We start from the raw sequence: 26,356 nt of genomic DNA, 5'->3' as shown, positions 1-26,356 counted from the left end.
CCACGTCTCGATCAGCTTCGGCGACGACAGATCGAACTCACAAGCGAGATCGGTCTTCGTCTCACCAGCAAGGAAACGCCGCACCACCTCGAGCTTGAACTCGACGGTGAAAACCCGCCTGGACGGCTTACTCACCAGCGCCGCACCCCCGCGAACCCGCCACCGGCCATACAACCGGGCCACCGCCGGGCGAGACACACCAAGCCTGGTCGCGACCGCACGATCCGCCCAACCGTCATCGAACAACCCTATCGCCGCGGCACGCTGCTCCACGCTCAACGAACTTCGCCCAGCCATACAACCGCTCCCCGGAGATCGGAACTGAATTCCTCAGTCCAACCTCCGGGGACCAGTTCACCCGGCGGTGCCCTTCACGTGGAAAGCGTCAGCGGTTGAGGAGGCTGGTGGCCTCCTGGGCCGCGGTGCCGGCCTGGGCCAGGTGGGACAGGTTCTCCGGCAGCGGCATGCCGCGGTGCACCGTGGCCTTGGCGTACAGGCGGCCGGCGCGGTAGCTGGACCGCACCAGCGGACCCGCCATGACGCCGGGGAAGCCGATCTCCTCGGCGGCCTTGGTGTGCTCCACGAACTCCTCCGGCCGGACCCACCGGTCCACCGGGTGGTGCCGCGGGCTGGGCCGCAGGTACTGGGTGATGGTGATGATGTCGCAACCCGCGTCGTGCAGGTCCTGCAGCGCCGGGCGCACCTCGTCGGGCGTCTCGCCCATGCCCAGGATCAGGTTCGACTTGGTCACCAGGCCGGCCTCGCGGGCCAGCGTGATCACCTTCAGCGACCGCTCGTAGCGGAATGCCGGGCGAAGCCGCCGGAAGACGCTCGGCACCGTCTCCAGGTTGTGCGCGAGCACCTCCGGCCGCGAGCCGAACACCTCGGCGAGCTGGTCCGGCTCCGCGTTGAAGTCCGGGATCAGCAGCTCGACGCCGGTGCCCGGGTTCATCGCGTGGATCTGCCGGACCGTCTCGGCGTACAGCCACGCGCCGCCGTCGGGCAGGTCGTCGCGGGCGACCCCGGTGACCGTCGAGTAGCGCAGCCCCATCGCCTGCACCGACTCGGCGACCCGGCGCGGCTCCTCGACGTCCAGCTCGGCCGGTTTCCCGGTGTCGATCAGGCAGAAGTCGCATCGGCGGGTGCACTGCTCTCCGCCGATGAGGAACGTCGCCTCGCGGTCCTCCCAACACTCGAAGATGTTGGGGCACCCCGCTTCCTCGCAGACGGTGTGCAGGCCCTCGCGGCGGACGAGGCCCTTCAGCTCTTGGTACTCGGGGCCCATCCGTGCGCGGGTCTTGATCCACGACGGCTTCTTCTCGATAGGCGTCTGGCTGTTGCGGGCTTCCAGCCGCAGCAGCTTCCGGCCCTCCGGCGCGACAGTCACGTCGACAGGCTACGCCCCTGACACAACCGGTTCGAGAAGGTGGGAGGGGTCACTACCAGGCGCTACGGGTTCGCGCGATCTCACGCGTCATACTGCACAGTCGTGTCGACAACCTCTTGGGCAGTTCGCCTCAGATGGGCGCCGTGGTCCCGCGTCGTGCGGCTGCACCTCGCCGGAGATCGCTGGCCGCGGCTGAGCGAGGGGCCGATCTCGGTGGCGCTCCGGCTGGCCTGGCTCCTGCTGCTCGTGCCCGTGCTGCTGGGCTGCTGGCTGGAGCTGCTGCTCGTCCTGGTGCTGCTGCCGTTCGCGCTGATCGCGCGGGCCGCCGGGACGGGATGGCGGTTGGAGGTCAGCAGCCGGGGTTGCCGGGCGGGTGTGATCCGGGTGGGCGGCCTGGCCGCGGCTCGCCGGCTGCGCCGGGTCCTGCGCGAGCATCTGGGCACCCATCCGGGGCTGGACGACGCGCGTGCTCTGCTGGCGGCCGAGCAGGCCGAGCTCCAGCCGGTGGAGATCAGCGCGCGGCGGTGGCGGCTGGTTTCCCACCAGCTCAGCCCCTACGGGCGCCGGCGCTGGTTCCTGTGGCGCCGCAGGCTGTCGTTCGAGGACGCGATGGACAGCCTGCCCAGCGGTTTCGGCGACGATCCGATCTCGGCGATCATCGCCATCCCGTTCCTGCTCTGGTTCGCGGTGCTGTTCACCGGCGCGACGCTGGAGCTGCTCGCGGAGATCGCGGTGCTGCCGCTGGTGTTCGTGCTCAAGCTCTGCCACGTGCTGCCGTGGCCGGTGGAGCTCGTGCGGCAGGGCTCGGTCGAACCGCAGGCCCAGGTCCGGGGCATGGTCGCGTCGGTGCGTGCCCGGCGGGCGCTGACCGCCGGGCACGCACTCCGGTTGCCGCTGCCCAGCCTGGTGCGACGGGCGCCGCAACCGGTCAGCTGAGCTCGTGGGCCGCGGGCCGGTGGTGGACGTACTCGATCACCGCGCCGTCCGGGTGGCGGACCGTGAAGCCCTCGCCGACGGGGGCGCGGAACCGCTGCTGGACGAATTCCAGCCCTTCTGCCCGGAACCGCTCCTCGTAGGGGTCGATGTCGGGGACCAGCAGGGTGCCGACGGTCCGGCGGAACGGCGCCAGCGACTCGTCGGTGCCCGCGATGATCAGGAAGCCGCCGACCGCGGTGAGCGCGAGGTCCTTCTCCGGGTACGGCATGACCATGTCGCGCTCGACGCCGAGCAGCCGCTCGTACCAGGCCGTGGTCGGTTCGAGCTGTTCCGCGGCGACGAACACCCGCACGAACGTCCGGGGCTGCGGCAGGTTCGAGGAATCGGGGTCGCGGCGCCAAAGCTGTTGGGGCACGGGCAGTTCCTTTCGGTTCCGGGTGGACGCGACCCAGCCTGTCCGGCTGCCGGGATGCCGACCAGCAGCCGGTTCATGCGGTGATCACAGGTCATAGGCTGGCGACGTGAGCACCGCAGCGGACCCCCGGCGTCGCGAGCTCGGCGCGTTCCTGCGCGCGAGCCGGGAGCGGCTCGATCCGGCCGATTTCGGGCTCCCGGCGACCGGGCGGCGGCGGACGCCGGGGCTGCGCCGCGAGGAGGTCGCGGCGGCCTCCGGGGTCGGCCTGGCCTGGTACACGTGGCTGGAGCAGGGGAGGGTGCGGACCTCGCGCGAGGTGCTGCAGGCCCTCGCCGGTGCCCTTCGGATGGGGCGCGACGAGCGGCGGCACCTGTTGGCGCTGGGCGGTTTCGTGTCCGACGACGCCGACGACGACGGGGTGGTCGAGCGGCTGCGGCCGATGCTGGACAGCTGGCCGCTGACGCCGGCGCTCGTGCTGAACCACCGGTTCGACGTCCTGGCGGGCAACGACGCGTACGCGACGGTGTGGCCGGAACCGGAACTGTCCGGCCGCCCGAACCTGCTGCTGGCATTCGCCGGGAGCGAGCGGCTGCAGGACCTGCTGGTGCCGGAGGAGCGGTTCCTCTACGAGCTGTTCCTCCGGTTCCGGGCGCGTGCCGACCGGTTCCCGGGCGACGACGTCGTGGACCGGTTGCAGGAGCTGCGCCCGGACCTCGCGCACTGGTGGAGTTGCCGGGCGGTCCGAGAGTTCGGCGGCTGGCCGGTCACGGTGGCGGTCGACGGCCGCCGGCTGCGCTTCGAGTGCTCGCTGCTGCAACCGGACGGTTCCGCGCTGTTGCTGGTGCAGGCTCCGGCGGACGCGGAGACCCGCCTGTGGATGCAGCACCGCGCCTGATCGTCGGGGAGCTGTTCCCGCTGGTCAAAGAGTCGTGAGTACTTTGGATCGCTATGGCGCTCCAAAGTGCTCACGAGCGGTGACCGGCTCCGGGGCGGTCAGAAGCTCGGGATCAGCTTCCGCAGTCGGCCGCCGATGCACTGCGGGGACGGCTCTGGGGTGATGCGCACCAGCTGCCGGAACGCGCGGCCGACGCGGGCCACGTCATCGACCGGTTCGGTGTGCTCGGCGAGTCCGGCGGCGACGGCGAGCAGCCGGTGCTCGCGGGCCATGTCGCTGCGCAGCACCGGATCCGATTCGTGCCGGTCCAGGAGGTCGCGGAGCACGGGATTGGCCTCCGCGGTGCGGCGCCACGCGGCGGTGACGGCCTGAACCCGGTCGGCGTGCGGGGTGTCATCGGTTTCGGCGAGCGCGACGCCGATGCGGCCGGTCAGCTGCTGGGTCCACTTGTACTGCAGGGCGCGCAGCGCATCGGTGGCGTCGAGGAAGGGCGCGGGCACATGGGTGAGGGCCTCGGACGGGTTTCGGCTCGCGTCGTCGAGCACCGTCTGGATCGCCTGTTGCCGCCGGCGGAAGTCGTTCCAACTCATCTTCGCTCTCCGGGATCGGGCCCGGGGTGATACCCCAGGTGTGCGGCATACCGAGAGTATGTTGGTGTACCGACGGTACCACGAGTCCGTACCGCCGGTATGTCATAGGGTTGTGAGCATGGCGACAGCTCGACCACGACGCGTGGAGTACTCGGAAAGCACCAGGCAGGCGCTGGTGGACTCCGCCGTCGAGCTGTTCACCGAGCACGGCTACGCGGGCACCTCGCTGGACGAGATCGCCAAGCGCGCCCGGGTCACCAAGGGCGCGCTCTACCACCACTTCGGCGGGAAGCAGGCGCTGTTCGAGGCGGCCTTCGACGCGGTGGAGACGAGCATGGTGGCTCGCCTCGCCGAGGTCATCTCCACCGGCAGCCCCTGGGAGGCCACCCGGTCCGGGCTGCGGGCCTTCCTGGAGGTCTGCCTGGAGCCGTCCTACCAGCGCATCGTCGTGCAGGACGGGCCCGCGGTGATGGGCTGGGAGCGGTGGCGGGCGGCGGAGGAGGCCTACACCTTCGGCGTTGTCCGGGGCGTGGTCGGGACGCTGGTCGAGTCGGGGGAGATCGCCCCGCTGCCGGTTGAGGCCCTGGCCCGGGTGGTGTTCGGCTCGCTGTCGGCGGGCGCCACCGCGATCGCCGGATCGAAATCGCCCAAGCAGGCCCGCGCCGACATCGGCGAGTGCATCGAGCGGGTCCTCGACGGGCTGCGGAACACGTGATCGGGCGGCGGTCGGCACGGGCACAACCCCGCTACTAGCCTCGGGAACCGTGAGCGAACACTTCAAGTTGCGGATCTTCACCGAGCCCCAGCAGGGCGCGACCTACGACGACTTGCTGCGCGTGGCCAAGCACGCGGAAGCCACCGGCTACGACGCGTTCTTCCGCTCCGACCACTACCTGAAGATGGGGGCGGTGTCCGGCGAGCCCGGCCCGACCGACGCCTGGGTGACGCTGGCCGGGCTGGCCCGCGAGACCAGCCGGGTTCGGCTCGGCACGCTGATGACAGCCGGCACCTTCCGGCTGCCCGGTCCGTTGGCGATCTCGGTCGCGCAGGTCGACCAGATGTCCGGCGGGCGCATCGAGTTCGGCCTCGGCACCGGCTGGTACGAGGAGGAGCACGCCGCCTACGGCATCCCGTTCCCGCCGCTGAAGGAGCGGTTCGACCGCTACGCCGAGCAGCTGGAGATCATCACCGGGCTTTGGGGCACCCCGGCCGGCAAGCACTTCAACTACGACGGCCGGTACTACCGGATCGAGGAGTCGCCGGGGCTGCCCAAGCCGGTGCAGCAGCCGCGGCCGCCGCTGCTGATCGGCGGGCAGGGCAAGAAGCGGACGCCGGAGCTGGCCGCCCGGTTCGCCGACGAGTTCAACCTGCCGTTCGTCGGCCTGGACGCGGCGGCGGAGCAGTTCGAGCGGGTGGCGGCGGCGTGCGCCGCGATCGGCAGGCCGCAGGAGGAGATCGTGCGGTCCGCGGCGCTGGTGCTGTGCGTCGGCAAGAACGACGCGGAGGTCTCGCGCCGGGCCGACGCCATCGGCCGGGAGGCCGAGGAGCTGCGCCTCAACGGCCTGGCCGGGACGCCCGACGAGGTCGTCGCCAAGATCGGGGCCTGGCGGGAGCGCACCGGCATCACCCGGCTCTACCTCCAGGTCCTCGACCTCGCCGACCTCGATCACCTCGACTTGGTCGCCGCCGAGGTCGCCCCAGCTCTGACCTCCGCGCCGGACCTACCCGGTGGGTTCCCGCGATTTCGATGGAAATCAGAGCTCTGATCTCCATTGAAATCGCGGACCACGGGTCGGGTGCCCCCTGGGTCAGCGCGTTGCGAGTTGGCCCGCGATGTCGGAGGCCGCGGTGAGCAGGATCAGGGCCGGGATCGTGGCCTGGGCGCGCAGCCGGTAGGTGCCGCGTTTGTCCTGCTCCACCAGGCCGCACGCGGTCAGGCTCTTCAGGTGGTGGTAGAGCTGCCCGGTGGAGCCCAGGCCCGCCGCTTCCTGTAAGGCGGCGGCGGGCTGGGAGCCCTGCTGGGCCAGCAAGCGCACGATCGCGGCCCGGGCCGGGTGGCCGAGCGCGGCAAGCACGTCCGTGCGCGGGCCGTCGTCCATGCCGAGCACCCAGGCCGGGTCGACGTGGATGCGCCACTCCAGCTCGACCGGTTCGACCAGGCTGCCCTGGTACTGCACGACGCCGCCGCTGGGCTCGACCTCGTCGACCCGTCGGGTGCCTTCGAGGGCGGCGACGCGCTCTTCCAGCGCGGCGATCCGCCGGTGCAAGTCCTCCGATGTCACCGGACGAGCTTGCCTCAGCCGGCCAGCGCCCGTGCAAGCCGGTCCCGCCACTCCGGCTGCTGCATCGCCAGCAGCAGCGGCAGGCCCGGATCGCCGGTGCCGACCTGTTCCAGCGCGATGTCGCCGTGCGCGAGCAGGGCGCCCCACGCGACCGTGCCGTCCTGGCGACGCACCGACATCCCGCAGGTCAGGACTCCGGGCAGGCTGCCGCCCTTCATGCCGATCCCGAGCACGCCCGGCGGCAGGTGGCCGCTGAGCGGGCGTTCCAGGTGGGTGCGGGCGGCCTCGGCCGGGACACCGCCGGTGGCGATTGCGCGGTGCAGCGAGGCCAGCTGCCTCGCGGTCGACGACATCGTCTTCGAGCCCCACCTGAGCTGCTGGCCGTACGGCGGCAGGCCGTCGCGCATCAGCCGGTCCAGCACGCGTTTGCGCAGGTCGGCGTCGTTGCTGTAGCGCTGCTCCAGGGCGTAGCCGAAGATTCGCCGGGCCGGGGTGGGCAGCTGCGCCGGTGGCGCGAACTCGGGCAGCAGGAACAGGTACTCCGCGCACATGGAGCGGATGTCCGGCCGCGCCCAGCCGCCGGCCGCCGCGGCCTTGCGCAGCGCGGCGTCGCCGAGGCGGTTGCGCAGGAAGTCGGGGACCGCGCTGTCGCTGAACATGATCATGGCCGAGGCCATGTCGTCGAGCGTGACCCGGTGGTCGGGGTCCGCCGCGTACAGGCCGGTGGAATCCGTGGGGATGCCGAGGTGCTTGAGCGTGGTCGCGTGCGCATAGCCGTCGGTCGGCACGTAGCAGCGTTCCCAGTCGCCGAGGCGGATCTGCTCCTTCGGGTCCAGCTCGCCCTCGGCGACGGCGGCTGAGTAGGCGGCCAGGTGCACGACCTTGACGGCCGAGGCGAGCGGCTGTGCGGCGTCCGCGCGGTGCAGCAGCCGGTTGCCGCGCCCGTCGTCGACCACGAGGCCGAGCCCGTCGCGGTTCGCGCTGATCCAGGTCAGCCAGCCCTCGGGAGTCGCCAGGTCAGGCGGGGTGGTGGCCGGTTGCGCGACGGCCGAGGGCGCGGCCAGCAGCAGCGGCATGGCGGCCCCGGTGGCGGCGAGCAGGCGGCGGCGGGACAGCGGCATGACATCCACTCCTCTAGTAGTCCGTAATTCCAGAATACTAGAGAAGTGGATTTTCGTTCGTCAGCTGGCCCCGATCAGCGCAGGCTCGGGTCCAGCGAGAGCGTCACCCCGGCCGCGGTCGGCTGCTCGCGCGGGATGTTGCGCTCGCTGACCGGCAGCGTCCCGTCCAACGCGTCCCGCACGGCCTTCTCGACCAGCGGCATCGCCTCGGCCACCTCGACCGTCCGGCCGAGCTCCGCGCTCAGCGAGGTGGTGCCCGCGTCGGCGATGCCGCACGGCACGATCCGGTCGAAGTTGGTCAGGTCGGCGTTGCAGTTCAGCTCCAGCCCGTGCATCGTGATGCCGCGCTGCACCCGGATGCCGATGGCCGCGATCTTGCGCTCCTGGCGGCCGTCGTCGGCCGGCAACCAGACACCGCTGCGGCCCTCGACCCGGCCCGCGTTCAGCCCGAACTGGTCGCACACCCAGATCAGCGCCTGCTCCAGGCGGCGGACGTAGTCGACCACGTCGATCGGGTCCGCCAGCTGCACGATCGGGTAGCCGACGATCTGCCCCGGGCCGTGCCAGGTGATCTTGCCGCCGCGGTCGACGTCGATGACCGGCGTCCCGTCCGTCGGGCGGTCCTCCGGCGAGGTGCGCTTGCCCGCCGTGTAGACCGACGGGTGCTCCAGCAGCAGCAGGGTGTCCGGGTTCAGCCCCTCGGCGCGGCCGTTGACCAGCTCGCGCTGCAGGTCCCAGGCGGAGAGGTAGTCGATGGTTCCCAGGTTGCGCACGGCCATCGGATCGGCGGATGCGCGGCACGAAGTGTTGGCACGACTCACGCGGCCAGGCTACGCCCCGGGTCCAGCGGAGACGCCCGAAGGCTCACGACGAGACGGCCGCCGCCAGCGCCGCCCCGATCGACGGGTGCTGGAACGCGAAACCCTCCGACTCCAGCACCGTTGGCAACGCGCGCTGCCCGGTCAGCGCCTGGTCGGCGAGCTCGCCGAGGGCGATCCGGAGCGCGAAGCCCGGCACGATCCACGGCGCCGGTCGCCCCAGCGCCTCGCCCAGCGCGCGGGTGAACTCCGCGTTGGTGACCGGCGCCGGGCCGGTGAGGTTGACCGGGCCGGACACCTCGGGCCGCTCCAGCACGAACCGGATGGCGCCGACCTCGTCGTCCAGCGAGATCCACGACATGTACTGGGTGCCGCCGCCGAGACGACCGCCGAGCAGCATCGAGAACAGCGGCCGGAGCTGACCGAGCAGCCCGCCGGAAGGGGCGAGCACCAGACCGGAGCGCAGCCGCACCACGCGCACGCCGGCGTCCGCGGCCGGCTTGGTCGCCGCCTCCCAGTGCTGGCACAGGTCGGCGAGGAAGTCGGAGCCCGGCTCGGACGTCTCGGTCACCGGCTTCGAACCGCTGTCGCCGTAGAACCCGACGGCCGACCCGTTCGCCAGCACCGGGACGCCCTGCTCGGCGACGGCCTTGGCGAGCACCTCGGTCGGCCGCACCCGGGTGTGCACCAGCTGCCGCTTGCGCTCCGGGCTCCAGCGCCTTTCGCCGATGCCCGCGCCGCAGAGGTTCACGACCGCGTCGGCGCCGTCCAGCGCGTCCGCGTCGAGCTGCCCTCCTTCCGGATCCCAGCCCCGCTCGTCGGGGGCGGTCGGGAGCCGGCGAACCAGCCGGACCACCTCGTGCCCGGCCTGCCGCAATGCGGCTACCAGGGACGTGCCGATCAACCCGGACGAACCGGCCACAACCACGCGCATGCCAGGAATCGTCCCGCACCGGCGGGCGCGGTGCGAGCGATTCCGCCGGGATCGAAGCGAAAGGGCCGCCCACCGAAGAGGTGAGCGGCCCTTTCGCTATCGCCGGATCACAGGTTCTGCTTCATAAGCTGCGGTAGCCGCTTGCGGTGTGGGACGCAGCTTGCACCGCTGCGGGTTCTCAGACGTCTTCTCGCGAGGACAGCCCCGACGTGGTGAATTGGCATTCATGAGGTCGGGGATCCCACAGCGAGAAGGCGCCTGAGGTTCCGCCACCTGCACCGCTGAGCAAACCGCCTTCGAAACAGCTCTTACAGGCCGAGGTCGGCCTCGAAGGCGCCTTCTTCCAGTCGCTGCTTGAGCGTGGCGAGGAAGCGGGCGGCGTCCGCGCCGTCGACCAGCCGGTGGTCGTAGGTCAGCGCCAGGTAGACCATCGAGCGGATCGCGATCGTGTCGCCACCGTTCTCGTCGGCGACCACCACCGGGCGCTTCACCACGGCGCCGGTGCCGAGCATGCCCACCTGCGGCGGGTTCAGGATCGGCGTGTCGAACAACGCGCCGCGGCTACCGGTGTTGGTGATGGTGAAGGTGCCGCCGGAGAGCTCGTCCGGCTTGATCTTGTTGTTCCGGGTCCGCGCCGCCAGGTCGGCGATCTTGCGGGCCAGCCCGCCGAGGTTGAGGTCCCCGGCGTCGTGGATCACCGGCGAGACCAGGCCGCGCTCGGTGTCCACCGCGACCGACAGGTGCTCGGCACCGTGGTAGGTGACCTGCTTGTTCTCGTCGTCGATCGAGGCGTTCAGCTTCGGGTGCAGCTTCAGCGCCTCGGCCGCGGCCTTGGCGAAGAAGGGCAGGAACGACAGCTTGACGCCCTCGGCGGCCTCGAAGTTCGCCTTGGCGCGGTCCCGCAGCCGGGCGATGCGGGTCACGTCGACCTCGATCACCGTGGTCAGCTGCGCCGCGGTCTGCAGCGACTCGACCATCCGGCGGGCCAGCAGCTGGCGCAGGCGGGACATCTTCTGCGTCGTGCCGCGCAGCGCCTTGGCCTCCGCCGACGGCTCGGCGGACGGCACCGGAGCGGCCGGTGCAGCGGCGGCGGGGGCGGCAGTGGCGGCCGGCGCCGGAGCCTGCTTGGCGTCGATCGCGGCCTGCACGTCCTGCTTGCGGATCCGGCCGCCGACACCGCTGCCCTTGATCGCGGACAGATCGATGCCGTGCTCGTTGGCCAGCTTCCGGACCAGCGGCGTCACGTACGGCGCACCGCCGACCGAAACCGGCTCGACAGGCGCGGCCGGGGCCGGAGCCGCAGGCGGCGCGGCCGGAGCGGGGGCCGGGGGCGCAGGCGGGGCCGGCGGCGCGGCGGGAGTCGGCGCGGCAGCAGCCGGAGCCGGAGCCGGAGCCGGCGGGGCGGGCGGCGCAGCCGGGGCCGGAGCCGCGCCAGCGGCGCCGATCACGGCGAGCTTGGCGCCGACCTCGACGGTGTCGTCCTCACCGGCGGCGATCTCCAGCAGCGTGCCGGCCACCGGCGACGGGATCTCGGTGTCGACCTTGTCGGTGGAGACCTCCAGCAGCGGCTCGTCGACCTCGACGGTCTCGCCGACCTGCTTGAGCCACCGGGTCACGGTGCCTTCGGTGACGCTCTCGCCGAGCGCCGGCATGTTGACGTCCGTGCCGGTCGCGCCGCCGGCCGGAGCCGGGGCGGCAGCGGGAGCGGGCGCCGGGGCCGCCGGCTGCGGCGGGGCGGGCTGCTCCGCGGCGGGTGCCGGGGCTGCGGGCTCGGCCGGGGCGGCGGCCGGAGCGGGCGCCGCTGCTTCGCCGCTGTCGGCGATCACGGCGAGCTCGGCGCCGATCTCGACGGTGTCGTCTTCCTGGGCGACGATGCGCTGGAGCACGCCGGCGGCGGGCGACGGGATCTCGGTGTCGACCTTGTCGGTGGAGACTTCCAGGAGCGGCTCGTCGACCTCGACGGTCTCGCCCTCCTGCTTGAGCCACCGGGTGATCGTTCCCTCGGTGACGCTCTCGCCGAGTGCCGGCATCTGAACGGAGAAGGCCATCTGTTGCTGACTCCTCGTGGTGTGGCGGGGTGCTGGCTGACTATGGAGCCGACGTCAGCCGTGCACGTGCAGCGGCTTGCCGGCCAGGGCGAGGTGTGCCTCGCCCAGGGCTTCGGTCTGGGTGGGGTGGGCGTGCACCAGGGGAGCGACGTCCTCTGGCAGTGCTTCCCAGTTGTAGATCAGCTGCGCCTCGCCGATGAGCTCACCGACGCGGTCGCCGACCAGGTGCAGGCCGACCACCGGGCCGTCCGTGGCGCGGACCAGCTTGACCGCGCCCTGGGTCTTGAGGATCTGGCTCTTGCCGTTGCCGGCCAGGTCGTAGGTGAACGTCTCGACCGAGCCGTACTGCTCCTTCGCCGCGGCCTCCGTCAGGCCCACCGAGGCGACCTCGGGGTGGCAGTAGGTCACCCGCGGGATGCCGGCCTCGTCGATCGGCTGCGGGTTGAGTCCCGCGATGTCCTCGGCGATGAAGATGCCCTGCTGGAAACCGCGGTGCGCCAGCTGCAGGCCGGGCACGATGTCGCCGACGGCGTAGACGCCCGGCAGGTTGGTGCGCAGCCGCTCGTCGGTGCGGACGAAGCCGCGCTCCATGTGCACGCCGGCGGCGTCGAAGCCGTGCCCGGCGGTGTTCGGGCCGCGGCCGACCGCGACCAGCAGCAGGTCGGCGTCGTAGGTCTCGCCGTTCTCCAGGCTCACCGACACACCCGCGGCGGTCGGGGTCGCTCCCGTGAACTTCACGCCGGTCTTGAACTTGATGCCGCGCTTGCGGAAGGCCCGCTCCAGGCGCTTGGAGACGAATTCGTCCTCGTTGGGCACCAGGTGCGGGAGGGCTTCGACGATGGTCACGTCGGCGCCGAAGGAGCGCCACACGCTGGCGAACTCGACGCCGATCACGCCGCCGCCGAGCACGACGACCTTCTCCGGGATGAAGTCGAGGTTCAGGGCCTGCTCACTGGCGATGACCCGGCCGCCGAGCTCCAGGCCCGGCAGCGTCTTGGAGTAGGAGCCGGTGGCCAGGACGACGTTCTTGCCGGTGTACCGGGTGCCGTTGACCTCGACGGTTTTGGCGTCGACCAGCGTCCCGGCGCCCTCGACCAAGGTCACCTTGTGGGCCTTGGCCAGGCCCTGCAGGCCCTTGTACAGGCCGGCGACGACGCCGTCCTTGTACTTGTTGACGCCGTCGATGTCGATGCCCTCGAGGGCGGCGCGGACGCCGAACTGGTCGGCGTCGCGGGCGGAGTCGGCCACCTCGGCGGCGTGCAGCAGTGCCTTGGTCGGGATGCAGCCGCGGTGCAGGCACGTCCCACCGAGCTTGTCCTTTTCGATAAGGACGACGGACAGGCCTAGCTCGGCCGCGCGGAAGGCGCAGGCGTAGCCGCCCGAACCGCCGCCGAGAATGACCAGATCGGCGGACGTGTCGGTCACTTCGCACTCCTCGACAGGCATCGTTGACTAGCTGATGGCGTCGCCGGAACAGGACGTTCACGGGCGCCTGAGAGCCATCTTGTCACCACACGACGGGCGTACGCGACGTGGGCCGGGTGATCTGCGCTGCACTGCCGTGGATCACAACCGCGAGGTCGGCGCCGATCAACCAGGAGTGAACGCTTTTCACACACGCCCCATGTGGGCGATGGCATCATCGAAACGTCTGCTGTTCCACATCCGGAGCGACGGGAGGCGAGTCCGGTGGGCCTGTTCGACCGGTTCCGCAGGAAGCGTTCCGGTGTGATGCGCGGCGCAAGCTCGGCGGACACCGAGCACCTGATCGGCTGGGCCGCGCAGCGCCGCGGCGTCGAGGGGTACCTGGAGCCGCGCACGACGGTGACCGAGACGACGCTGATGCTCATCGCGCACGACGGTGAGTGGACCCGGCGGCGGGTGGACGGCCCGGCGGCGGCGCACCGGCTGACCCGCAAGATCGGCATCCCGCTCTACGAGGTGGCCAAGGTCGGCTACCCGCAGCGGATGCGGGACTACCAGGCCCGCCAGCGCATCCTCCGCGACCGCGATCGCAAGGCCTCCGACGGCTAGGGCCGTTCGCCGTGGATGCAGGGCGAGTCAGGAACGGCTTCGATCGTCAGTTCGCGATTCGGGTGGTCGGGGTGCAGTTGACCGGGAAGGTCACCGACTTCGCGATGTAGCAGAGCTCGTGGGCGCGCTCGTGCAGCGCCTCCGCCACGTCCACGCTCGCCCGGTCGGCCACCGTGACCTGGGGCGCGAGCCGCACCTCTTCGAACTGGCCGGAGCCGTCGGGGTTCTCGGCGAGGATCCCGCGCGCCTGGTCGTGGTAGCCGGTGACCACCACGCCGCAGTCCGCGGCCAGGTGCAGGAACCAGAGCATGTGGCACTGCGACAGCGATGCGACCAGCAGTTCTTCCGGGTTGTACCGGTCCGCGTCGCCGAGGAAGACCGGATCCGCGGATGCGTCGATGGCGTCCTTGCCCGCCGCGCGCACCTCGTGGGTGCGTTCGTAGCTGCGGTAGGAGCTGGTGCCCTGTCCGGTGTTGCCGGTCCACACCACGTCGACCTGGTAGCCGTGCCGGGCCGTGCTGGGCGCGGCCGGTTTCGTATCGGTCATCGACCCATCGTGACACCGCGGTGCGGGGCAGTGGTGATCCTTTTGAGTTTCACGTCACAAATACGCCACCTCGGCGGAGTAGGACTACTCGCCGCGCGGGGCCGTGGATCGGCGGACCCACGACCCCGTCGGGACGGGTGCTCCGGTCAGCCCCGGTCGGCGATGTCGGCGAGGACCGCCGCGATGGTGCGGACCGGGACGCCCGTGCCGCCCTTGGGCGTGTAGCCCCACGGCGCGCTCGTGTTGTACGACGGGCCCGCGATGTCCAGGTGCGTCCACTGCACGCCGTCGGCGACGAACTCCTCGATGAAGATGCCCGCGGCGAGCATGCCGCCCCAGCGGTGCCCGGTGATGTTCGCCAGGTCGGCGAGCTTGGAGTCCAGGTCGCCGCGCAGCTCCTCCGGCAGCGGCATCGGCCAGCCGCCCTCGCCGACGGCCTGCGACAGCCGCGCCACCCGGTCCCGGAAGTCCTCGCTGCCCATCACGCCGGGCGTGCGCTTGCCCAGCGCCACCACCTGCGCGCCGGTCAGCGTGGACGTCTCGATCAGGTAGTCCGGCTCGTCCTCGCAGGCGCGGGTGATGGCGTCGACCAGGATCAGCCGGCCCTCGGCGTCGGTGTTGAGCACCTCGACGGTCTTGCCGCCGTACATGGTCAGCACGTCGCCCGGGCGGTACGCCGTGCCCGACGGCATGTTCTCGGCCATCGGCACGGTCGCGGTGATGTCCAGCGGGTAGTTGAGCCGGGCGGCCAGCAGCATGGTGGCGATCACCGCGGCGGCCCCGGACATGTCCGAGGTCATCTCCTCCATGCTCGCGGCGGGCTTCAGCGAGATGCCGCCGGTGTCGAAGGTGATGCCCTTGCCGATCAGCGCGACCTTCTTGGCCGCCTTCGGGCCCTTGTGCCGCAGCCGCACCAGGCGCGGCGGGCGGGCGGAACCGGCGCCGACGCCGAGGATGCCGCCGAAGCCCTGCTTGCGCAGCGCGTTGTCGTCGAGCACCTCGACTTCGAGGCCCGCGGCGCGCCCCAGTTCGGCGGCGCGCTCAGCGAAGGACGCCGGGAACAGGTCGTTGGGCGGGGTGTTGATGAAGTCTCGGGCGGTGTTGACGGCCTCGCCGATCGCGGCGGCGCCCTTCAGCGCGTGCGCGTTCGCGTCCGCCTTGGCGTCGCCGACCAGGAAGTCCACCTTGGACACCGGGGCGTCGCCCGACTGCGACTTGTACTCGGTGTAGGCGTAGGCGCCCATCACCGTGCCCTGCACCGCGGCCGAGAGGTCAACAGCGGACAGCGCCGTGGCGGCGTGCTCGACGCCGCCGAGCGCGCGGGCCGCGGCGCCGGACGCCCGGCGCACCGCTTCGCCGGAAACCCCGCCGTTGGCCGCGGGCTTGCCCAGCCCGACCGCCACCAGGATCCCGGCGCGCAGCTTGTCGCCCGCGGGCAGCTTGACGACCTCGTCCGCCTTGCCGGTCGCGCCCAGCGAGACGAGGACCTTCGCCAGGTCTCCGCCGTACGCGGCGGCGACCTGGTCGGTGCCGGGCGCGAGCCGCAGGCCGTCGGTGCCCTGGACGGTTCCGACGACGAGCGCGTCCGCGGTCAGCTTGGCCACCGCCGTGTCGGTGAGGGCGAGTTTCGGGGTCGTCACGTGGTCATCCTCCGGGTAACGCGTCAACGCTGCGGTGTCAGCAAAGCTCTTCGCACTCTAGAACGCTCGGCAACTGCGAATTCGACCAGGACAGCGGTCGGCGTTGCGGTGCGCTCGGGCACTCGGTCGTGACTACTCTCGCGTCAGCCGACAGGCGGCTGCACGCATCGGCGTTCGTCTGTAAGGGTGGTCCCGTGGCCCAACAGGTTGAATCGGCCGGCCGACTCGCATCTGGCCTCGGTGCGATCCCGCTCGCGCTCGGCGGGATGCTCGGCGCCGGGGTGTTCGTGGCACCGGCGCCGGCGGCCGCCGCGGCCGGACCATGGCTGCCGTTCGGGCTGCTGATCGCGCTGGCGGCCGTCGTGTGCTCGGCGTCGTCGACCGCGTACCAGGCCGAGGCCTACCGCGTGCCCGGCGCGGTTTACGTGTGCGTGCGGGCCAGGGTGGGCGTGGTGCCGTCGCGGGTCGGGGCCAGCGCCTACCTGGCCGGGCAGGTCGCCGGGATGGCCGCGATCGCGCGCGTGCTGGGCGACTTGTTCCTGCCCTCGGCCGCGCCGCAGGTCGCCGCGGTAGCGGTGCTGCTGGTCGTGCTCTCGGCGACGGCGGGGCTGCGGATCCGGGGCGCGGCCGCCTGGATCTGGCTCGCGCTGACCGTCGCGGTGCTCGGCCTCGTGGTGGTCACCTGCTTCGCGATCGAACCCGTGCCGCCGATTGCGGCCGGGCGCCCGCTGGCCGACAGCGCGGTGGGCATCACCGGCGCGGCCGCGGTGCTTTTCTTCGCATTCCTCGGCTTCGAGCGGTTGACCGCGCCCGCCGCGGAGCAGGACCGGTTCGCCTGGTCGTCGATGAAGCGCGGCATCGCGATCTCGTTGGTCGCACTCGTCGTGGTGCTGTCGGCGGTGACCGCTGCGCTGGTCCACCAGCTGGGCTGGTCGCGGTTGGCGTTGACGCCGATGCCGATCCGCGAGGTGCTGACCGCCGCCGCGGCCGCCGATCTCGCGCCGCTGGTCGGCGTCGGCGCGGCGGTGGCGCTGCTGCCGGTGCTGCTGGGCGCGCTGGAGTCGTTCCGCGGGACGGCGCTGGCCCTCGTGCACGACCGAGACCTGCCGAGCCTCTTAGGCCGCACCGGCAGCGCCGGGACGCCTTACGTGCTGGACCTGGCTGCCGGTGTCGCCGCTGCGGCGATCGCACTGCTGGTGGAGCCCATTCCGGCGATGGCGTTCGCGGCCTGTTGCATGCTCGTGCACTACGCCTTCGCGAACGCCGGTGCCCGGCTGCTGCTGGCGGACGGCGGGCCCTGGCCGATGCGCGGGGCCTGCCTGGGGATGGGGCTCTCCGTCGTACTGGCTATGAGCATGCCGATTTCTGCGATGCTTGCGACGCTTGTTGTCGTTGTTGTCGGTCCTTTGGCGACGGGAGGTGTGTCCCGTCGCTGGAGATGAGGCGGGTCATGCTCAAGACGAGTGTTGCCAACATTCCCCTGAAATCCACCGGCGTATCGCATAAGTGGGCGCCTGGCGACGAAGTTCACTACAACTTCTGGCGGCTGGACGGTTCGCTCGGCACCGTCCACCCGGCACGGGTGGTCGAGGACGACGGCGCCCACCTGCTCTGCTGGGTTCTGGACGGGACGCCGATCCGGGTCACCACCTCCCCGGACGGTCGCTCGCCGCGCCAGATGCCGTTGGCGGAGCGCTTCAACGGGCCGCGGGTGCCAGCCAGGTCGACCTGGCACGGCACCTCGACGCTGCGCCTGGTGTACGAGCACCGCTGGGCGTCGGTCTGGTGGTTCTTCGAGCCCGATGGCACCTTCCGCAACTGGTACGTCAACCTCGAAGTGCCGCTGGGCCGGGACGCCACCGGCGTCCGGCGCGTCGACGGCGTGCTCGACGTCGAGGTGTTCCCCGACGGCTGCTGGTCCTGGAAGGACGAACACGAGCTCGCCGACGCGCTGGCCGCGGGCCGGTTCGACGAGCAGCACCTGGACCGGCTCCGGTCGGAGGGTGAGCACATGATCGCGCTGGCCGAAGCGGGCCGGTTCCCGTTCGACGGGACCTACTGCGACGCCGCGCCCGATCCGAAGTGGGCACTTCCGTCCCTCCCGGAGGGACTGCTGATCGCCTGATGCACCCGGGCCGGGTGCCTTCCCGAAGGCGCCCGGCCCGAGGTGTCAGAGCGAGATGAACAGCAGGATGCCGATGACGGCGACCAGGGCGCCGATCCCGCCGACCGAGCCGCCGCGCAAGTCCTTCGGGAAGAACGACTTGTGCTTGTTGCGCCACCAGTAGGCCCAGCCGGCCGCTCCGGCGATGCCCAGGATCAAGCCGAAGATGTCGAGCCACGAGTAGCCGAGCATCACCAGCATGCCGCCGCCCAGCGGCAGCAGCGCCGCCAGGGTGGCGGCCAGCACGTCTTGCGACGTCGTCGTTGGCCCCACCGGGACCGGGGTGTTCTGGGCGTGCGTCATGGTCACATCATAGGCGTCGGCAGGTACGGTTCCACCGCCTCGCATCACGAACGGTGGCGTTCCTTCAGCGGTGAGTAAGCGGACGACGGATATTTGGACGACCAAGTTCCGTAGATCGGGTTTCCACTGCTCCGAGGCGCGCGATACGGTACGCGCATGACTGAAGCGCTGTCATTCACCCGGACCCCCAACCCGCAACCGGCCAGCGACGAGCGCCGTGCGGAAGTATTGGCGAATCCGGGATTCGGACGGTACTTCACCGACCACATGGTGACCATCAAGTGGACGGACGAACGCGGCTGGCACGACGCCGCCGTGGAGCCCTACCACTCGCTGCAGCTCGACCCGGCGACCTCGGTCCTGCACTACGCGCAGGCGATCTTCGAGGGGCTGAAGGCCTACCGCCAGCCCGACGGTTCGATCGCGGCGTTCCGCCCCGACGCGAACGCGCGGCGGTTCCAGCGTTCGGCGCAGCGGATCGCGATGGCCCAGCTGCCCGAGGAGTTGTTCGTCGAGTCGCTGCGCGAGCTGATCGCCGTGGACGGTGCCTGGGTGCCGACCGCCGAGGAGAGCTCGCTCTACCTGCGGCCGTTCATGATCTCCACCGAGATCGGCCTCGGCGTCAACAACCCGGCCAACGCCTACCTCTACGCGGTGATCGCCTCGCCGGCCGGCTCGTACTTCGCCGGCGGCATCAAGCCGGTCACCGTGTGGTTGAGCCACGAGTACGTGCGCGCGGCCCCCGGCGGCACCGGCGCGGCGAAGTTCGCGGGCAACTACGCGGCGTCGTTCGCCGCGCAGGCCGAGGCCGTGGAGAAGGGCTGCGACCAGGTGGTGTGGCTCGACGCGTGCGAGCGGCACGTCGTCGAGGAAATGGGCGGCATGAACCTGTTCTTCGTGTTCGGCTCGGGTTCGGACGCGCGCCTGGTGACCCCGGCGCTCAGCGGCAGCCTGCTGCCCGGCGTGACCCGCTCGTCGCTGCTGGAGCTGGGCAAGGAGCTCGGCATGCAGGTGGAGGAGCGGAAGGTCACCGTCGAGGAGTGGGAGAAGAAGGCCGCCACCGGTGAGCTCACCGAGGTCTTCGCCTGCGGCACCGCCGCGGTGATCACCCCTGTCGGCCACGTCAAGCACCGCGACGGCGAGTTCACCGTCGCCAACGGCCAGCCGGGCGAGGTGACGATGAAGCTGCGCGAGCGCCTCACCGGCATCCAGCACGGCACCGTCGCCGACACACACGGCTGGATGACCAAGCTCGGCTGACGGCCACGGGTTGTCCGCAATTTCAATGGAATTGCGGGAGTTGTCCACAGCCTTCGGCGTGTCGGGTGTCGGCACGCCGAAGGTCCGCAATTTCCATTGAGCGTTTTTCATCCTGGTGAGCCCGCAGTCGCGGGTCGCAAAGCTGCACGTCGATGGGGTGTCGCATGCGCCGCAGGCGCATAGCCCACCTACGACACCTGCACCGCCGCGGGTTCACGGCGCCCACCCCTTCGGGGCTCCCTCGGCGAGGACGGCCCCTCCGCCGTGTATCGGACATACATCAGGAGGGGCACCCACAGACCAGGGAGCCTCTGAGGTTCCGCCACCCGCACCGCCACGCAGAACGAGGTTGGAAAAACCTCATTGAAATCGAACCTTCGATTTCATGTGCCTTTTTCATCCTGGTCCGCGGCGTCAGGCCAGGTCTCGAATGCGCAGGGGTCGTGAGTGCCCATGGTTGCCATAGCAGCCATGGCCACTCACGACCCAGGACACAGGCCTTCCGCGTAGAGGATGAAAAACGCTCGATGGAAATTGCGGTCCGGTCAGGCGATGGGTGTGGCGAGGACCGCCGTTGTCGCGAGGACTGTCGTTGTCGCGAGTTCGGAGGCGGCGCCTAGGACGTCTCCGGTGATTCCGCCGAAACGGCGCCGCGTGTGCCAGGTGAACGCGAGCAGCAGGGCCGCGGCGAGGACGACGGCGAGGGCCGCCTGCCAGCCGAAGCCGACGCCGGCCACCGCGAGCAGGGCGAGCCACCAGGCGGTGACGAGCCACGTCGGCTGGCTGCCCGCCACCAGCGCACCCATGCCTTCCGGGCGCGCGGCAGGCACCCCGGTCCGGCAGCACAGCACGAATCCGGCGCGACCGACGGCGCAGGCCAGGACGAGCGTCAGCGGCGCGTGCACCAGCTCGGCGAGGCTGGCCGCCTGGACGCCGAGCACGAGGATCAGCGCGACCACCGCGAACGGCCCGGCCCCGCCGTCGCGCATCACGGTCAGCGCGCGCTCCGGCGGCCCGTAGCAACCGAGACCGTCCACTGTGTCCGCCAGGCCGTCCACGTGCATGCCCCGCGTGACCAGCACCAGGACGCCGACGGTGAGCAGCCCGGCCAGCAGCGGGGGAGCGCCGAGCGCGGTCAGCGCCCAGAGCGCGGCGGCGCCGAAAGCGCCGACCAGCGCGCCGACGAGCGGAGCGAAGGAGATCGCCTGGCGGCAGGTGGGGTCGTCGACGCGCTGCGCCGGTACCGGCAGCACGCTCAGCCACGACACCGCCAGGCGCAGGCCGTCCAGCACCGTCACGCCGTCGGGCCGGTGGCCTCGGTCGGACCGACGACGCCGGCTTCGGCGAAGGTGGCCATTTCCCGCAGCACCCGCACCGCGGCGGTGACCACCGGCAGCGCGGTGAGCGCTCCGGAACCTTCGCCGAGCCGCATCTGCAGGTCGAGGATCGGGTTGAGGTCGAGGTGGTCGAGCACCAGCGGCCCGCCCGGTTCGGCGGAGCGGTGCCCGGCGAGCCACCACTGCCGGGCGCCCGGCGCGAGCTCCTCGGCGACCAGCGCCGCCGCGCCCACCACGACCCCGTCCAGCAGCACCGGCGTGCGCCGCACGGCCGCCTGCGCGAGGAATCCGGCCAGCGCGGCGATGTCGGCGCCGCTGGAGGTCCGCAGCAGCGCCACCGGGTCGTTGAGCACCTTCCTGGCGCGGCGCAGCGCGTCGCGGATCGCGGCGGTCTTGCGCATCCAGGCGTTGTCGTCGATGCCGGTGCCGCGGCCGACGACAGCCACCGGCTCGGTTCCGGTGAGCGCGGAGATCAGCACCGCGGCCGGGGTGGTGTTGCCGATGCCCATGTCCCCGGCGATGAGCAGGTCGGCGCCGGAGTCGATCTCCTCGTCGGCGATGGTGCGCCCGGCGTTGATCGCGGCGTCCACCTCGGCGGCGGTGAGGGCGTCCTCCCGGTCGATCGAACCCGACCCGCGACGCACCTTGTGCGCGCTGACCACCGGCGGTGTGTCGGTGTTGACCGCCATGTCCACCACGCGCACCGTCGCGCCTGACCCGGCGGCCAGCGCGTTGACCGCCGCGCCGCCGCTGAGGAAGTTGCCGACCATCTGGCCGGTCACGTCGCTGGGGTAGGCCGAGACGCCGTGCGCCGCGATGCCGTGGTCCCCGGCGAAGACGATCACGCGGGGGCGGGCGAACGGGCGCGGCGGGCAGGTGCCCTGCCGGGCCGCCACCCAGACGCCGAGTTCCTCCAACCGCCCCAGCGAGCCGGCGGGCTTGGTCAGCTGCTCGTGCCGGGCGACCGCCTGCCGGCGGGCCTGCTCGTCGGCAGGCGGCACCGCCGGGAACCCGATCGGGCCGGACTGGTTCTGGTCGTCGGTGGACAAGCGAAAACCTCCGTTGAATCAGCGCAGCCGGAGCGGGAGCCCGGCGACGAGCAGGACGACCTCGTCGCAGACCTCGGCCAGCCGGGCGTTGAGCGAGCCGAGTTCGTCCCGGAACAGCCTTCCAGACCTGGTCGCGGGAACGACCCCGAGGCCGACCTCGGCGGAAACGAGCACGACCCGCGCGGAACACCGGGCGACGGCCTCGACGAGCGCGGCGCAGTGCCCGGCCACGACGTCGAGAGCGGCCGGATCGCGATCCCACGCACCGGCGTCGTCGAGCACCCCGGTCAACCAGGTGGCCAGGTCATCGACCAGCACCGTCGCGCCGGGAGGTGCCCCGGCCAGCACGCGCAGCAGCGAATCGGCGTCCCCGGCCTCGACGGTCTGCCAGGTGTCGGGCCGCCGGGCGACGTGCGAAGCGATCCGCTCGGCCCACTCGAGGTCGTCCGGATCCCGCCGCGCGGTGGCGACGTAGGTGACAGGCGCATCGGCCTGCGCCAATCCCTCGGCGTGCGCGGACTTGCCGGACCGAGCCCCACCGAGCACCAGAGTGCGCACACCCACCAGCTAGACCTCCGGTCCCGTACCTACGACGTCGCCGCGACGCTACCCGGAACCAGGCGTGGAAGATCGGCTCGCCTCGGCCGGGTGCGACGCCCGCGGTAGTGCCGGGATCAAGCGACCTTGGCGATGTCCTTGGGGGTGTAGCGGGGGCGGGGGACCCGGAGCTTGCGGATCTGCATCGCCCGGGTGAAGGCGTACCAGCCCAGGGAGAACGGGCGGTCCTTGGCGTCCGGGTACTTCGCGCGGACCCGCTTGTTCACGTAGCGGCCGAGCAGGGTGCCCTCGACGACCATCATCACCAGCAGCACCATGCAGAACAGCGTCGCGTACTGCTGGATCACCAGGTTCTGCGCCAGCGTGGTGGCGAACACGATCAGCACCAGCGGCATGAACAGGCCCATCAGGTGTCGCCGGGTGTCGACGAGGTCGCGGACGTACGCGCGCACCGGGCCCTTGTCGCGGGGCATCAGGTAGCGGTCGTCGCCCTGCATCATCCGCTCGCGGCGTTCCTTCGCCGCCTGGCGGCGCTCGTCCTTGTTGCCGCGTGCCCGCTTGACCGCCTCGCGCTGGGTCTTCGGCGGCGGCGGGACCGGGCCGCGCCGCTTGCCTTCCGCCTCCCGGCGCTTCGGCGTCGGCTTCCCCTTCTTGGGGGTGTGATTGGGGGCATGCTCCGCCGCAGCCGGACCGGTCTCGGTATCGGACTCGGTGGTGGCGGTCTGCTCAGCGCTGCTACGGCGAAGGAACCTCACTCCAACAGGGTATTCGACGCCACGGCCGGGGCTGCAGCAGACCGGACAGCTACGGCGGAACAGACATCGGGCGGCCACATCACACCAGCTAGGCGGGTGGCTGTGCCACCATGGGCGGAGGAGACAAGACAAGCTCCCCCGGGCGGCGCCCGTGGGAATAGCCCGAGCCCTGGTGTGGTTGCACCACACGCCGGAATCGGATGAGCGAGACCTCTAGGGAGAGTCCATGACCGCGCCGAACACCACGACCGAGAGCGAGGCGCCCGCCCACGGTGTCACGTTGACCGACTCGGCTGCCCACAAGGCCAAGGCCCTGCTGGAGCAGGAGGGCCGCGACGACATGCACCTGCGCATCGCCGTGCAGCCCGGCGGTTGCGCGGGCCTGCGCTACCAGCTCTTCTTCGATGAGCGGAGCCTCGACGGAGACGTCCGGCGCGACTTCGAGGGCCTGGGCGTGGTCGTCGACCGGATGAGCGCTCCCTACCTGCAGGGCGCGGTGATCGACTTCGTCGACTCCATCGAGAAGCAGGGCTTCACCATCGACAACCCGAACGCCGGTGGTTCGTGCGCCTGCGGCGACTCGTTCCACTGATCGAGCAAGCCGATCTGGCATGAGGCCGGTGCCCGTGGGCACCGGCCTTCTTGCTTTTCAGGCTCAAGCCGGCGGCGCGCCCACCCGCAGCCGGTTGCCGTCGGGGTCGCGCAGTTCGATCTCGCGGCCCCAGTCGGCGTGCTCGATCTGGGCGCCGAACGCCTCCGCGACGGCATCCAGGTCGCGAACCCGGAGGTACACCAGCGTGTCCGGGCGGGCGTCGCCCTCGTGCTCGGACAGGAACAGCTTCAACGCGCCGCGGGCCACCTCGACGAAGGCGGGCAGCCCGGGTTCGAAGCGGTGTTCCCACTGCGCGGCGAAGCCCAACCGCTCGTACCACTCGACCGCGGTGGCGGCATCCGCGACGCGGAGGATCGGGATGACTTCCTCGTTCATGCCGCCATCGTCCCAGCCGGCGCCGCCGGTCACGCGGGATCGGGCAGACCCGCGATGTAGGCCGTGATAGCTCACCTGTGCCCCGGACGAGCTGCCGGATCTCGGGGTGGCCTGCACGATCGTCGGCGGCCGCATCGTGCACGAGGCGCTGTGACCGCGAAGGGCGCCCTTGCCGAGTAGTTCGGCAAAGGCGCCCTTCGTCTTCCGCCTGAGGTAGCGGCCGTCAGCGGGTGACCACCCGGACGATCTCGCCGCCGAGGAGCACCTCGTCGCCGTCGACCAGCTGCTTGCCGCGGCGGGTCTCGACCGCGCCGTTGACCTCGACCTGGCCGTCCTCCAGCAGCTCCTTCGCCTCTGCTCCGTGCTCGACGAGGCCCGCCAGCTTCAACAGCTGTCCGAGCCGGATCATGTCGTCCCGGATCTCCACTTCGCGCATGCCGCCATTGTCCGCCGCGCGCCCGGTACGCGGCCGGGCCGGGCACGGCGCTGCGCTCGGTGCACGCACGGTCACCCAGTGCTGCCGGTTTGCCGCTGAGCGGTGTTGTGGCTGCGGAAATGGCGTCTCCTCGCGCTGCCTTGACCGAGATCGATCCGCCTCGTGTCCACATTGGACCAGTCAAGCATTGTTGCAATAATTTGCAAGGATTTAAGCAGGTGAATGCTGGTTCAGATGGTGTATTGACTTAACATCTGCAAGAAAATGTGATCGTAGACGACCCGCTCGACGCAGAGGAGGTTGTCATGCGAATGCCGTTGTTGCTGCTGGCCGCGGTGCTCGGCGGCACGGCCCTGGTGCCCGCCGCGGCGGACCTGCCGGCGGCGCCCGCCACCGCGCCGGTGCGCGGTCCGATCGTCCAGATGTTCCAGTGGCCGTGGGATTCCATCGCGCAGGAGTGCACGAGTTTCCTGGGCCCCAAGGGATTCGGCGCGGTGCAGGTGTCGCCGCCGCAGGAGCACGTGGTGCTCGCCGACGCGGGCTACCCCTGGTACCAGGACTACCAGCCGGTGAGCTACCAGCTGCGGTCCCGGCGCGGCAACCGGGAGCAGTTCGCCGCGATGGTGCAGACCTGCAACGCCGCGGGCGTGCAGATCTACGCCGACGCCGTGGTCAATCACATGAGCGGCACCGGATCGGCCGGCAGCGGGCCGGGCAGCGGCGGCTCGTCCTACTCGAAGTACGACTACCCGGGCGTCTACTCGGACGCCGACTTCCACGGCTGCCGCCGGGACATCGCCAACTACGACGACAAGTGGGAGGTGCGCAACTGCGAGCTCGTCGGGCTGGCCGACCTCGCGACCGAGTCCGAGTACGTGCGCAACACCGAGATCGCCTACCTCAACGACCTGGTGGGCCTGGGCGTTTCCGGGTTCCGGGTGGACGGCGTCAAGCACCTGCCGCCGGAGGACGTCGGCGCGATCTTCGGGGCGCTGCAGGACGTTCCGGGGACGGGCGCCAAGCCGTACGTCTTCCAGGAGGTGATCGCGGACGGCACCACGACGGCGGGGGAGTACGCCGGCAACGGCGACGTCACCGAGTTCGCCTACTACGGCACGGTCGCCAACGCGTTCAAGAACGGTTCGCTGGCGGGGCTGGCGAACCTGCCGGACCAGATGCCGCTGCCCAGCGAGCAGGCCGTGGTCTTCATCGACAACCACGACACGCAGCGCAGCTCGCCGACGCTGACTTACAAGGACGGCGTCGCCTACGACCTGGCCGTCGCGTTCGAGCTGGCCTACCCGTACGGGACGCCGCAGCTGATCTCCAGCTTCGCCTTCGACAACCCCGACGCCGGCCCGCCCGCCGCCGCGGACGGCACGACCGAGGCCGCCGGCTGCGACAACTCGGCGTGGGTGTGCGAGCACCGGCGCACGATCATCGCGGGGATGGCCGGGTTCCACGCCGCGGTGCAGGACGCGGAGCTCACCGGCTGGTGGGACAACGGCAACGGGCAGATCGCGTTCGGCCGCGGTGACGCCGGGTTCGTCGTGATCAACCGGGAAGGCGGCGAGCTGTCGCAGGCCTTCCAGACGTCGCTGCCCGCGGGGACCTACTGCAACGTGATGACCGGCGAGCTCTCCGGCGGGTCGTGCACCGGCGATGCGGTGGAGGTCGGCGGGGACGGCAAGTTCACCGCCACCGTCGCCGCCAACTCCGGTGTCGCGCTGCACGCGGGCGCGAAGCTCGGCTGAGCTCCCGGAACCGATTCGTCCACAGTGGATGCGGGGCGCCCGTGGCGGCGCCCCGCGTTCGTCACCCGGGCGGGCGCCGCGCGGTGGTGATCTTCCGGACGACCA

The 26,356-nt window shown here is 71.2% G+C and carries 29 protein-coding genes; 10 read left to right on the top strand and 19 right to left on the bottom strand.

The annotated features are described in order from the left end of the window. The coding region (locus tag BLW84_RS42025) for a helix-turn-helix domain-containing protein (protein WP_177226991.1) at window positions 1-273 on the bottom strand (273 nt) is incomplete at its 3' end. Window positions 274-385: 112 nt separating this feature from the next. Further along, window positions 386-1,387 (bottom strand): lipoyl synthase, encoded by a 1,002-nt coding sequence (gene lipA / locus BLW84_RS42020; protein WP_093277702.1) that lies wholly within the window; start codon window positions 1,385-1,387, stop codon window positions 386-388. Between the two features lie 102 nt (window positions 1,388-1,489). Between lipA and BLW84_RS42015 the strand changes: the two genes are divergently transcribed. After that, window positions 1,490-2,323, top strand: a complete 834-nt coding sequence (locus BLW84_RS42015; protein ID WP_143061306.1) for a hypothetical protein — start codon at window positions 1,490-1,492, stop codon at window positions 2,321-2,323. On the opposite strand, the gene BLW84_RS42010 is transcribed toward BLW84_RS42015, so the two are convergent. Further along, window positions 2,316-2,738 carry a VOC family protein gene (locus BLW84_RS42010; RefSeq protein ID WP_218157694.1) on the bottom strand — a complete coding sequence of 141 codons (423 nt, stop codon included), beginning with the start codon at window positions 2,736-2,738 and terminating at the stop codon, window positions 2,316-2,318. The two genes, BLW84_RS42015 and BLW84_RS42010, sit on opposite strands and share 8 nt — an antisense overlap. Window positions 2,739-2,844: 106 nt before the next feature. Here BLW84_RS42010 and BLW84_RS42005 point away from each other — a divergent pair, with 106 nt between their 5' ends. Next, complete coding sequence (locus tag BLW84_RS42005) at window positions 2,845-3,633, top strand: MmyB family transcriptional regulator (RefSeq protein ID WP_093277694.1); 789 nt, start codon at window positions 2,845-2,847, stop codon at window positions 3,631-3,633. Between the two features lie 98 nt (window positions 3,634-3,731). Here BLW84_RS42005 and BLW84_RS42000 read toward each other — a convergent pair whose 3' ends face one another. Further along, window positions 3,732-4,223, bottom strand: a complete 492-nt coding sequence (locus BLW84_RS42000; protein ID WP_093277691.1) for a hypothetical protein — start codon at window positions 4,221-4,223, stop codon at window positions 3,732-3,734. Window positions 4,224-4,341: 118 nt separating this feature from the next. Between BLW84_RS42000 and BLW84_RS41995 the strand changes: the two genes are divergently transcribed. Together BLW84_RS41995 and BLW84_RS41990 are read left to right on the top strand one after the other, a co-directional pair. Then, window positions 4,342-4,938: a TetR/AcrR family transcriptional regulator gene (locus BLW84_RS41995; protein WP_093277688.1), complete on the top strand. Its 597-nt coding sequence runs from the start codon at window positions 4,342-4,344 to the stop codon at window positions 4,936-4,938. Window positions 4,939-4,987: 49 nt separating this feature from the next. Beyond that, window positions 4,988-5,989 (top strand): LLM class F420-dependent oxidoreductase, encoded by a 1,002-nt coding sequence (locus BLW84_RS41990; protein ID WP_093277686.1) that lies wholly within the window; start codon window positions 4,988-4,990, stop codon window positions 5,987-5,989. A gap of 42 nt (window positions 5,990-6,031) precedes the next feature. On the opposite strand, the gene BLW84_RS41985 is transcribed toward BLW84_RS41990, so the two are convergent. From BLW84_RS41985 to lpdA, 6 genes are all read right to left on the bottom strand, one after another. Beyond that, window positions 6,032-6,505 (bottom strand): ArsR/SmtB family transcription factor, encoded by a 474-nt coding sequence (locus BLW84_RS41985; protein ID WP_093277683.1) that lies wholly within the window; start codon window positions 6,503-6,505, stop codon window positions 6,032-6,034. Window positions 6,506-6,519: 14 nt separating this feature from the next. Beyond that, window positions 6,520-7,626: a serine hydrolase gene (locus BLW84_RS41980; RefSeq protein ID WP_093277681.1), complete on the bottom strand. Its 1,107-nt coding sequence runs from the start codon at window positions 7,624-7,626 to the stop codon at window positions 6,520-6,522. Window positions 7,627-7,700: 74 nt separating this feature from the next. Further along, a complete protein-coding gene (gene lipB / locus BLW84_RS41975) occupies window positions 7,701-8,447 on the bottom strand; it encodes a lipoyl(octanoyl) transferase LipB (RefSeq protein ID WP_093277679.1) in 747 nt (248 codons plus the stop codon). Window positions 8,448-8,490: 43 nt separating this feature from the next. Further along, window positions 8,491-9,378, bottom strand: a complete 888-nt coding sequence (locus BLW84_RS41970; RefSeq protein ID WP_093277677.1) for a TIGR01777 family oxidoreductase — start codon at window positions 9,376-9,378, stop codon at window positions 8,491-8,493. Window positions 9,379-9,686: 308 nt separating this feature from the next. After that, on the bottom strand, window positions 9,687-11,426 hold the full coding sequence (sucB, locus tag BLW84_RS41965) for a 2-oxoglutarate dehydrogenase, E2 component, dihydrolipoamide succinyltransferase (protein WP_093277674.1): 1,740 nt from the start codon (window positions 11,424-11,426) through the stop codon (window positions 9,687-9,689). A gap of 54 nt (window positions 11,427-11,480) precedes the next feature. Continuing rightward, window positions 11,481-12,851, bottom strand: a complete 1,371-nt coding sequence (lpdA, locus tag BLW84_RS41960; protein ID WP_093277671.1) for a dihydrolipoyl dehydrogenase — start codon at window positions 12,849-12,851, stop codon at window positions 11,481-11,483. Between the two features lie 264 nt (window positions 12,852-13,115). Here lpdA and BLW84_RS41955 point away from each other — a divergent pair, with 264 nt between their 5' ends. Next, the gene (locus BLW84_RS41955; RefSeq protein WP_093277669.1) at window positions 13,116-13,460 is read left to right on the top strand and encodes an oxidoreductase; all 345 of its coding nucleotides are present in this window, start codon (window positions 13,116-13,118) and stop codon (window positions 13,458-13,460) included. Between the two features lie 46 nt (window positions 13,461-13,506). Here BLW84_RS41955 and BLW84_RS41950 read toward each other — a convergent pair whose 3' ends face one another. Both BLW84_RS41950 and BLW84_RS41945 read right to left on the bottom strand, forming a co-directional pair. Then, window positions 13,507-14,007 carry an OsmC family protein gene (locus tag BLW84_RS41950; protein ID WP_093277666.1) on the bottom strand — a complete coding sequence of 167 codons (501 nt, stop codon included), beginning with the start codon at window positions 14,005-14,007 and terminating at the stop codon, window positions 13,507-13,509. Between the two features lie 146 nt (window positions 14,008-14,153). Further along, entirely contained in the window at window positions 14,154-15,647 is a 1,494-nt protein-coding gene (locus BLW84_RS41945; protein ID WP_093277664.1) for a leucyl aminopeptidase, read from the bottom strand. A 194-nt stretch (window positions 15,648-15,841) separates the two neighbouring features. On the opposite strand from BLW84_RS41945, the gene BLW84_RS41940 reads away from it, so the two are divergent. Together BLW84_RS41940 and BLW84_RS41935 are read left to right on the top strand one after the other, a co-directional pair. Further along, window positions 15,842-17,089, top strand: coding sequence for an APC family permease (locus tag BLW84_RS41940; RefSeq protein WP_093277662.1), 1,248 nt, complete (start codon window positions 15,842-15,844; stop codon window positions 17,087-17,089). A gap of 8 nt (window positions 17,090-17,097) precedes the next feature. Beyond that, window positions 17,098-17,772 (top strand): ribonuclease FAU-1 family protein, encoded by a 675-nt coding sequence (locus tag BLW84_RS41935; RefSeq protein ID WP_093277660.1) that lies wholly within the window; start codon window positions 17,098-17,100, stop codon window positions 17,770-17,772. Between the two features lie 45 nt (window positions 17,773-17,817). Here the strand turns inward: BLW84_RS41935 and BLW84_RS41930 are convergent, their stop codons facing one another. Continuing rightward, window positions 17,818-18,114 (bottom strand): hypothetical protein, encoded by a 297-nt coding sequence (locus BLW84_RS41930; protein WP_093277712.1) that lies wholly within the window; start codon window positions 18,112-18,114, stop codon window positions 17,818-17,820. Between the two features lie 156 nt (window positions 18,115-18,270). On the opposite strand from BLW84_RS41930, the gene BLW84_RS41925 reads away from it, so the two are divergent. Next, on the top strand, window positions 18,271-19,374 hold the full coding sequence (locus tag BLW84_RS41925) for a branched-chain amino acid aminotransferase (protein WP_093277657.1): 1,104 nt from the start codon (window positions 18,271-18,273) through the stop codon (window positions 19,372-19,374). Window positions 19,375-19,919: 545 nt separating this feature from the next. Here BLW84_RS41925 and cobS read toward each other — a convergent pair. The 4 genes from cobS to BLW84_RS41905 all read right to left on the bottom strand — a co-directional run bounded on the left by cobS (window position 19,920) and on the right by BLW84_RS41905 (window position 23,073). Continuing rightward, window positions 19,920-20,672: an adenosylcobinamide-GDP ribazoletransferase gene (cobS, locus tag BLW84_RS41920; protein WP_218157693.1), complete on the bottom strand. Its 753-nt coding sequence runs from the start codon at window positions 20,670-20,672 to the stop codon at window positions 19,920-19,922. Next, window positions 20,669-21,760, bottom strand: a complete 1,092-nt coding sequence (cobT, locus tag BLW84_RS41915; RefSeq protein ID WP_177226990.1) for a nicotinate-nucleotide--dimethylbenzimidazole phosphoribosyltransferase — start codon at window positions 21,758-21,760, stop codon at window positions 20,669-20,671. The genes cobS and cobT overlap by 4 nt, the downstream gene beginning before the upstream one ends. Before the next feature lie 18 nt (window positions 21,761-21,778). Next, a complete protein-coding gene (gene cobU, locus BLW84_RS41910) occupies window positions 21,779-22,324 on the bottom strand; it encodes a bifunctional adenosylcobinamide kinase/adenosylcobinamide-phosphate guanylyltransferase (protein ID WP_093277655.1) in 546 nt (181 codons plus the stop codon). Between the two features lie 110 nt (window positions 22,325-22,434). After that, window positions 22,435-23,073 (bottom strand): DUF3043 domain-containing protein, encoded by a 639-nt coding sequence (locus tag BLW84_RS41905; RefSeq protein WP_093277652.1) that lies wholly within the window; start codon window positions 23,071-23,073, stop codon window positions 22,435-22,437. 226 nt (window positions 23,074-23,299) lie between these two features. Here BLW84_RS41905 and BLW84_RS41900 point away from each other — a divergent pair, with 226 nt between their 5' ends. Then, complete coding sequence (locus BLW84_RS41900; protein WP_093277650.1) at window positions 23,300-23,665, top strand: HesB/IscA family protein; 366 nt, start codon at window positions 23,300-23,302, stop codon at window positions 23,663-23,665. A gap of 63 nt (window positions 23,666-23,728) precedes the next feature. Here the strand turns inward: BLW84_RS41900 and BLW84_RS41895 are convergent, their stop codons facing one another. Together BLW84_RS41895 and BLW84_RS41890 are read right to left on the bottom strand one after the other, a co-directional pair. Further along, on the bottom strand, window positions 23,729-24,061 hold the full coding sequence (locus tag BLW84_RS41895) for a glyoxalase superfamily protein (protein WP_093277704.1): 333 nt from the start codon (window positions 24,059-24,061) through the stop codon (window positions 23,729-23,731). Window positions 24,062-24,284: 223 nt separating this feature from the next. Continuing rightward, entirely contained in the window at window positions 24,285-24,497 is a 213-nt protein-coding gene (locus tag BLW84_RS41890; RefSeq protein WP_093277647.1) for an RNA-binding S4 domain-containing protein, read from the bottom strand. A 305-nt stretch (window positions 24,498-24,802) separates the two neighbouring features. Here BLW84_RS41890 and BLW84_RS41885 point away from each other — a divergent pair, with 305 nt between their 5' ends. Continuing rightward, on the top strand, window positions 24,803-26,251 hold the full coding sequence (locus BLW84_RS41885) for an alpha-amylase (protein ID WP_093277644.1): 1,449 nt from the start codon (window positions 24,803-24,805) through the stop codon (window positions 26,249-26,251). Window positions 26,252-26,356: the final 105 nt, after the last annotated feature.

Source organism: Saccharopolyspora shandongensis (genome assembly GCF_900106995.1).
Taxonomy (GTDB): Bacteria; Actinomycetota; Actinomycetes; order Mycobacteriales; family Pseudonocardiaceae; genus Saccharopolyspora; species Saccharopolyspora shandongensis.
The sequence above is the reverse complement of the archived record's forward strand: the minus strand, read 5'-3'. Positions and strand labels throughout refer to the sequence as shown.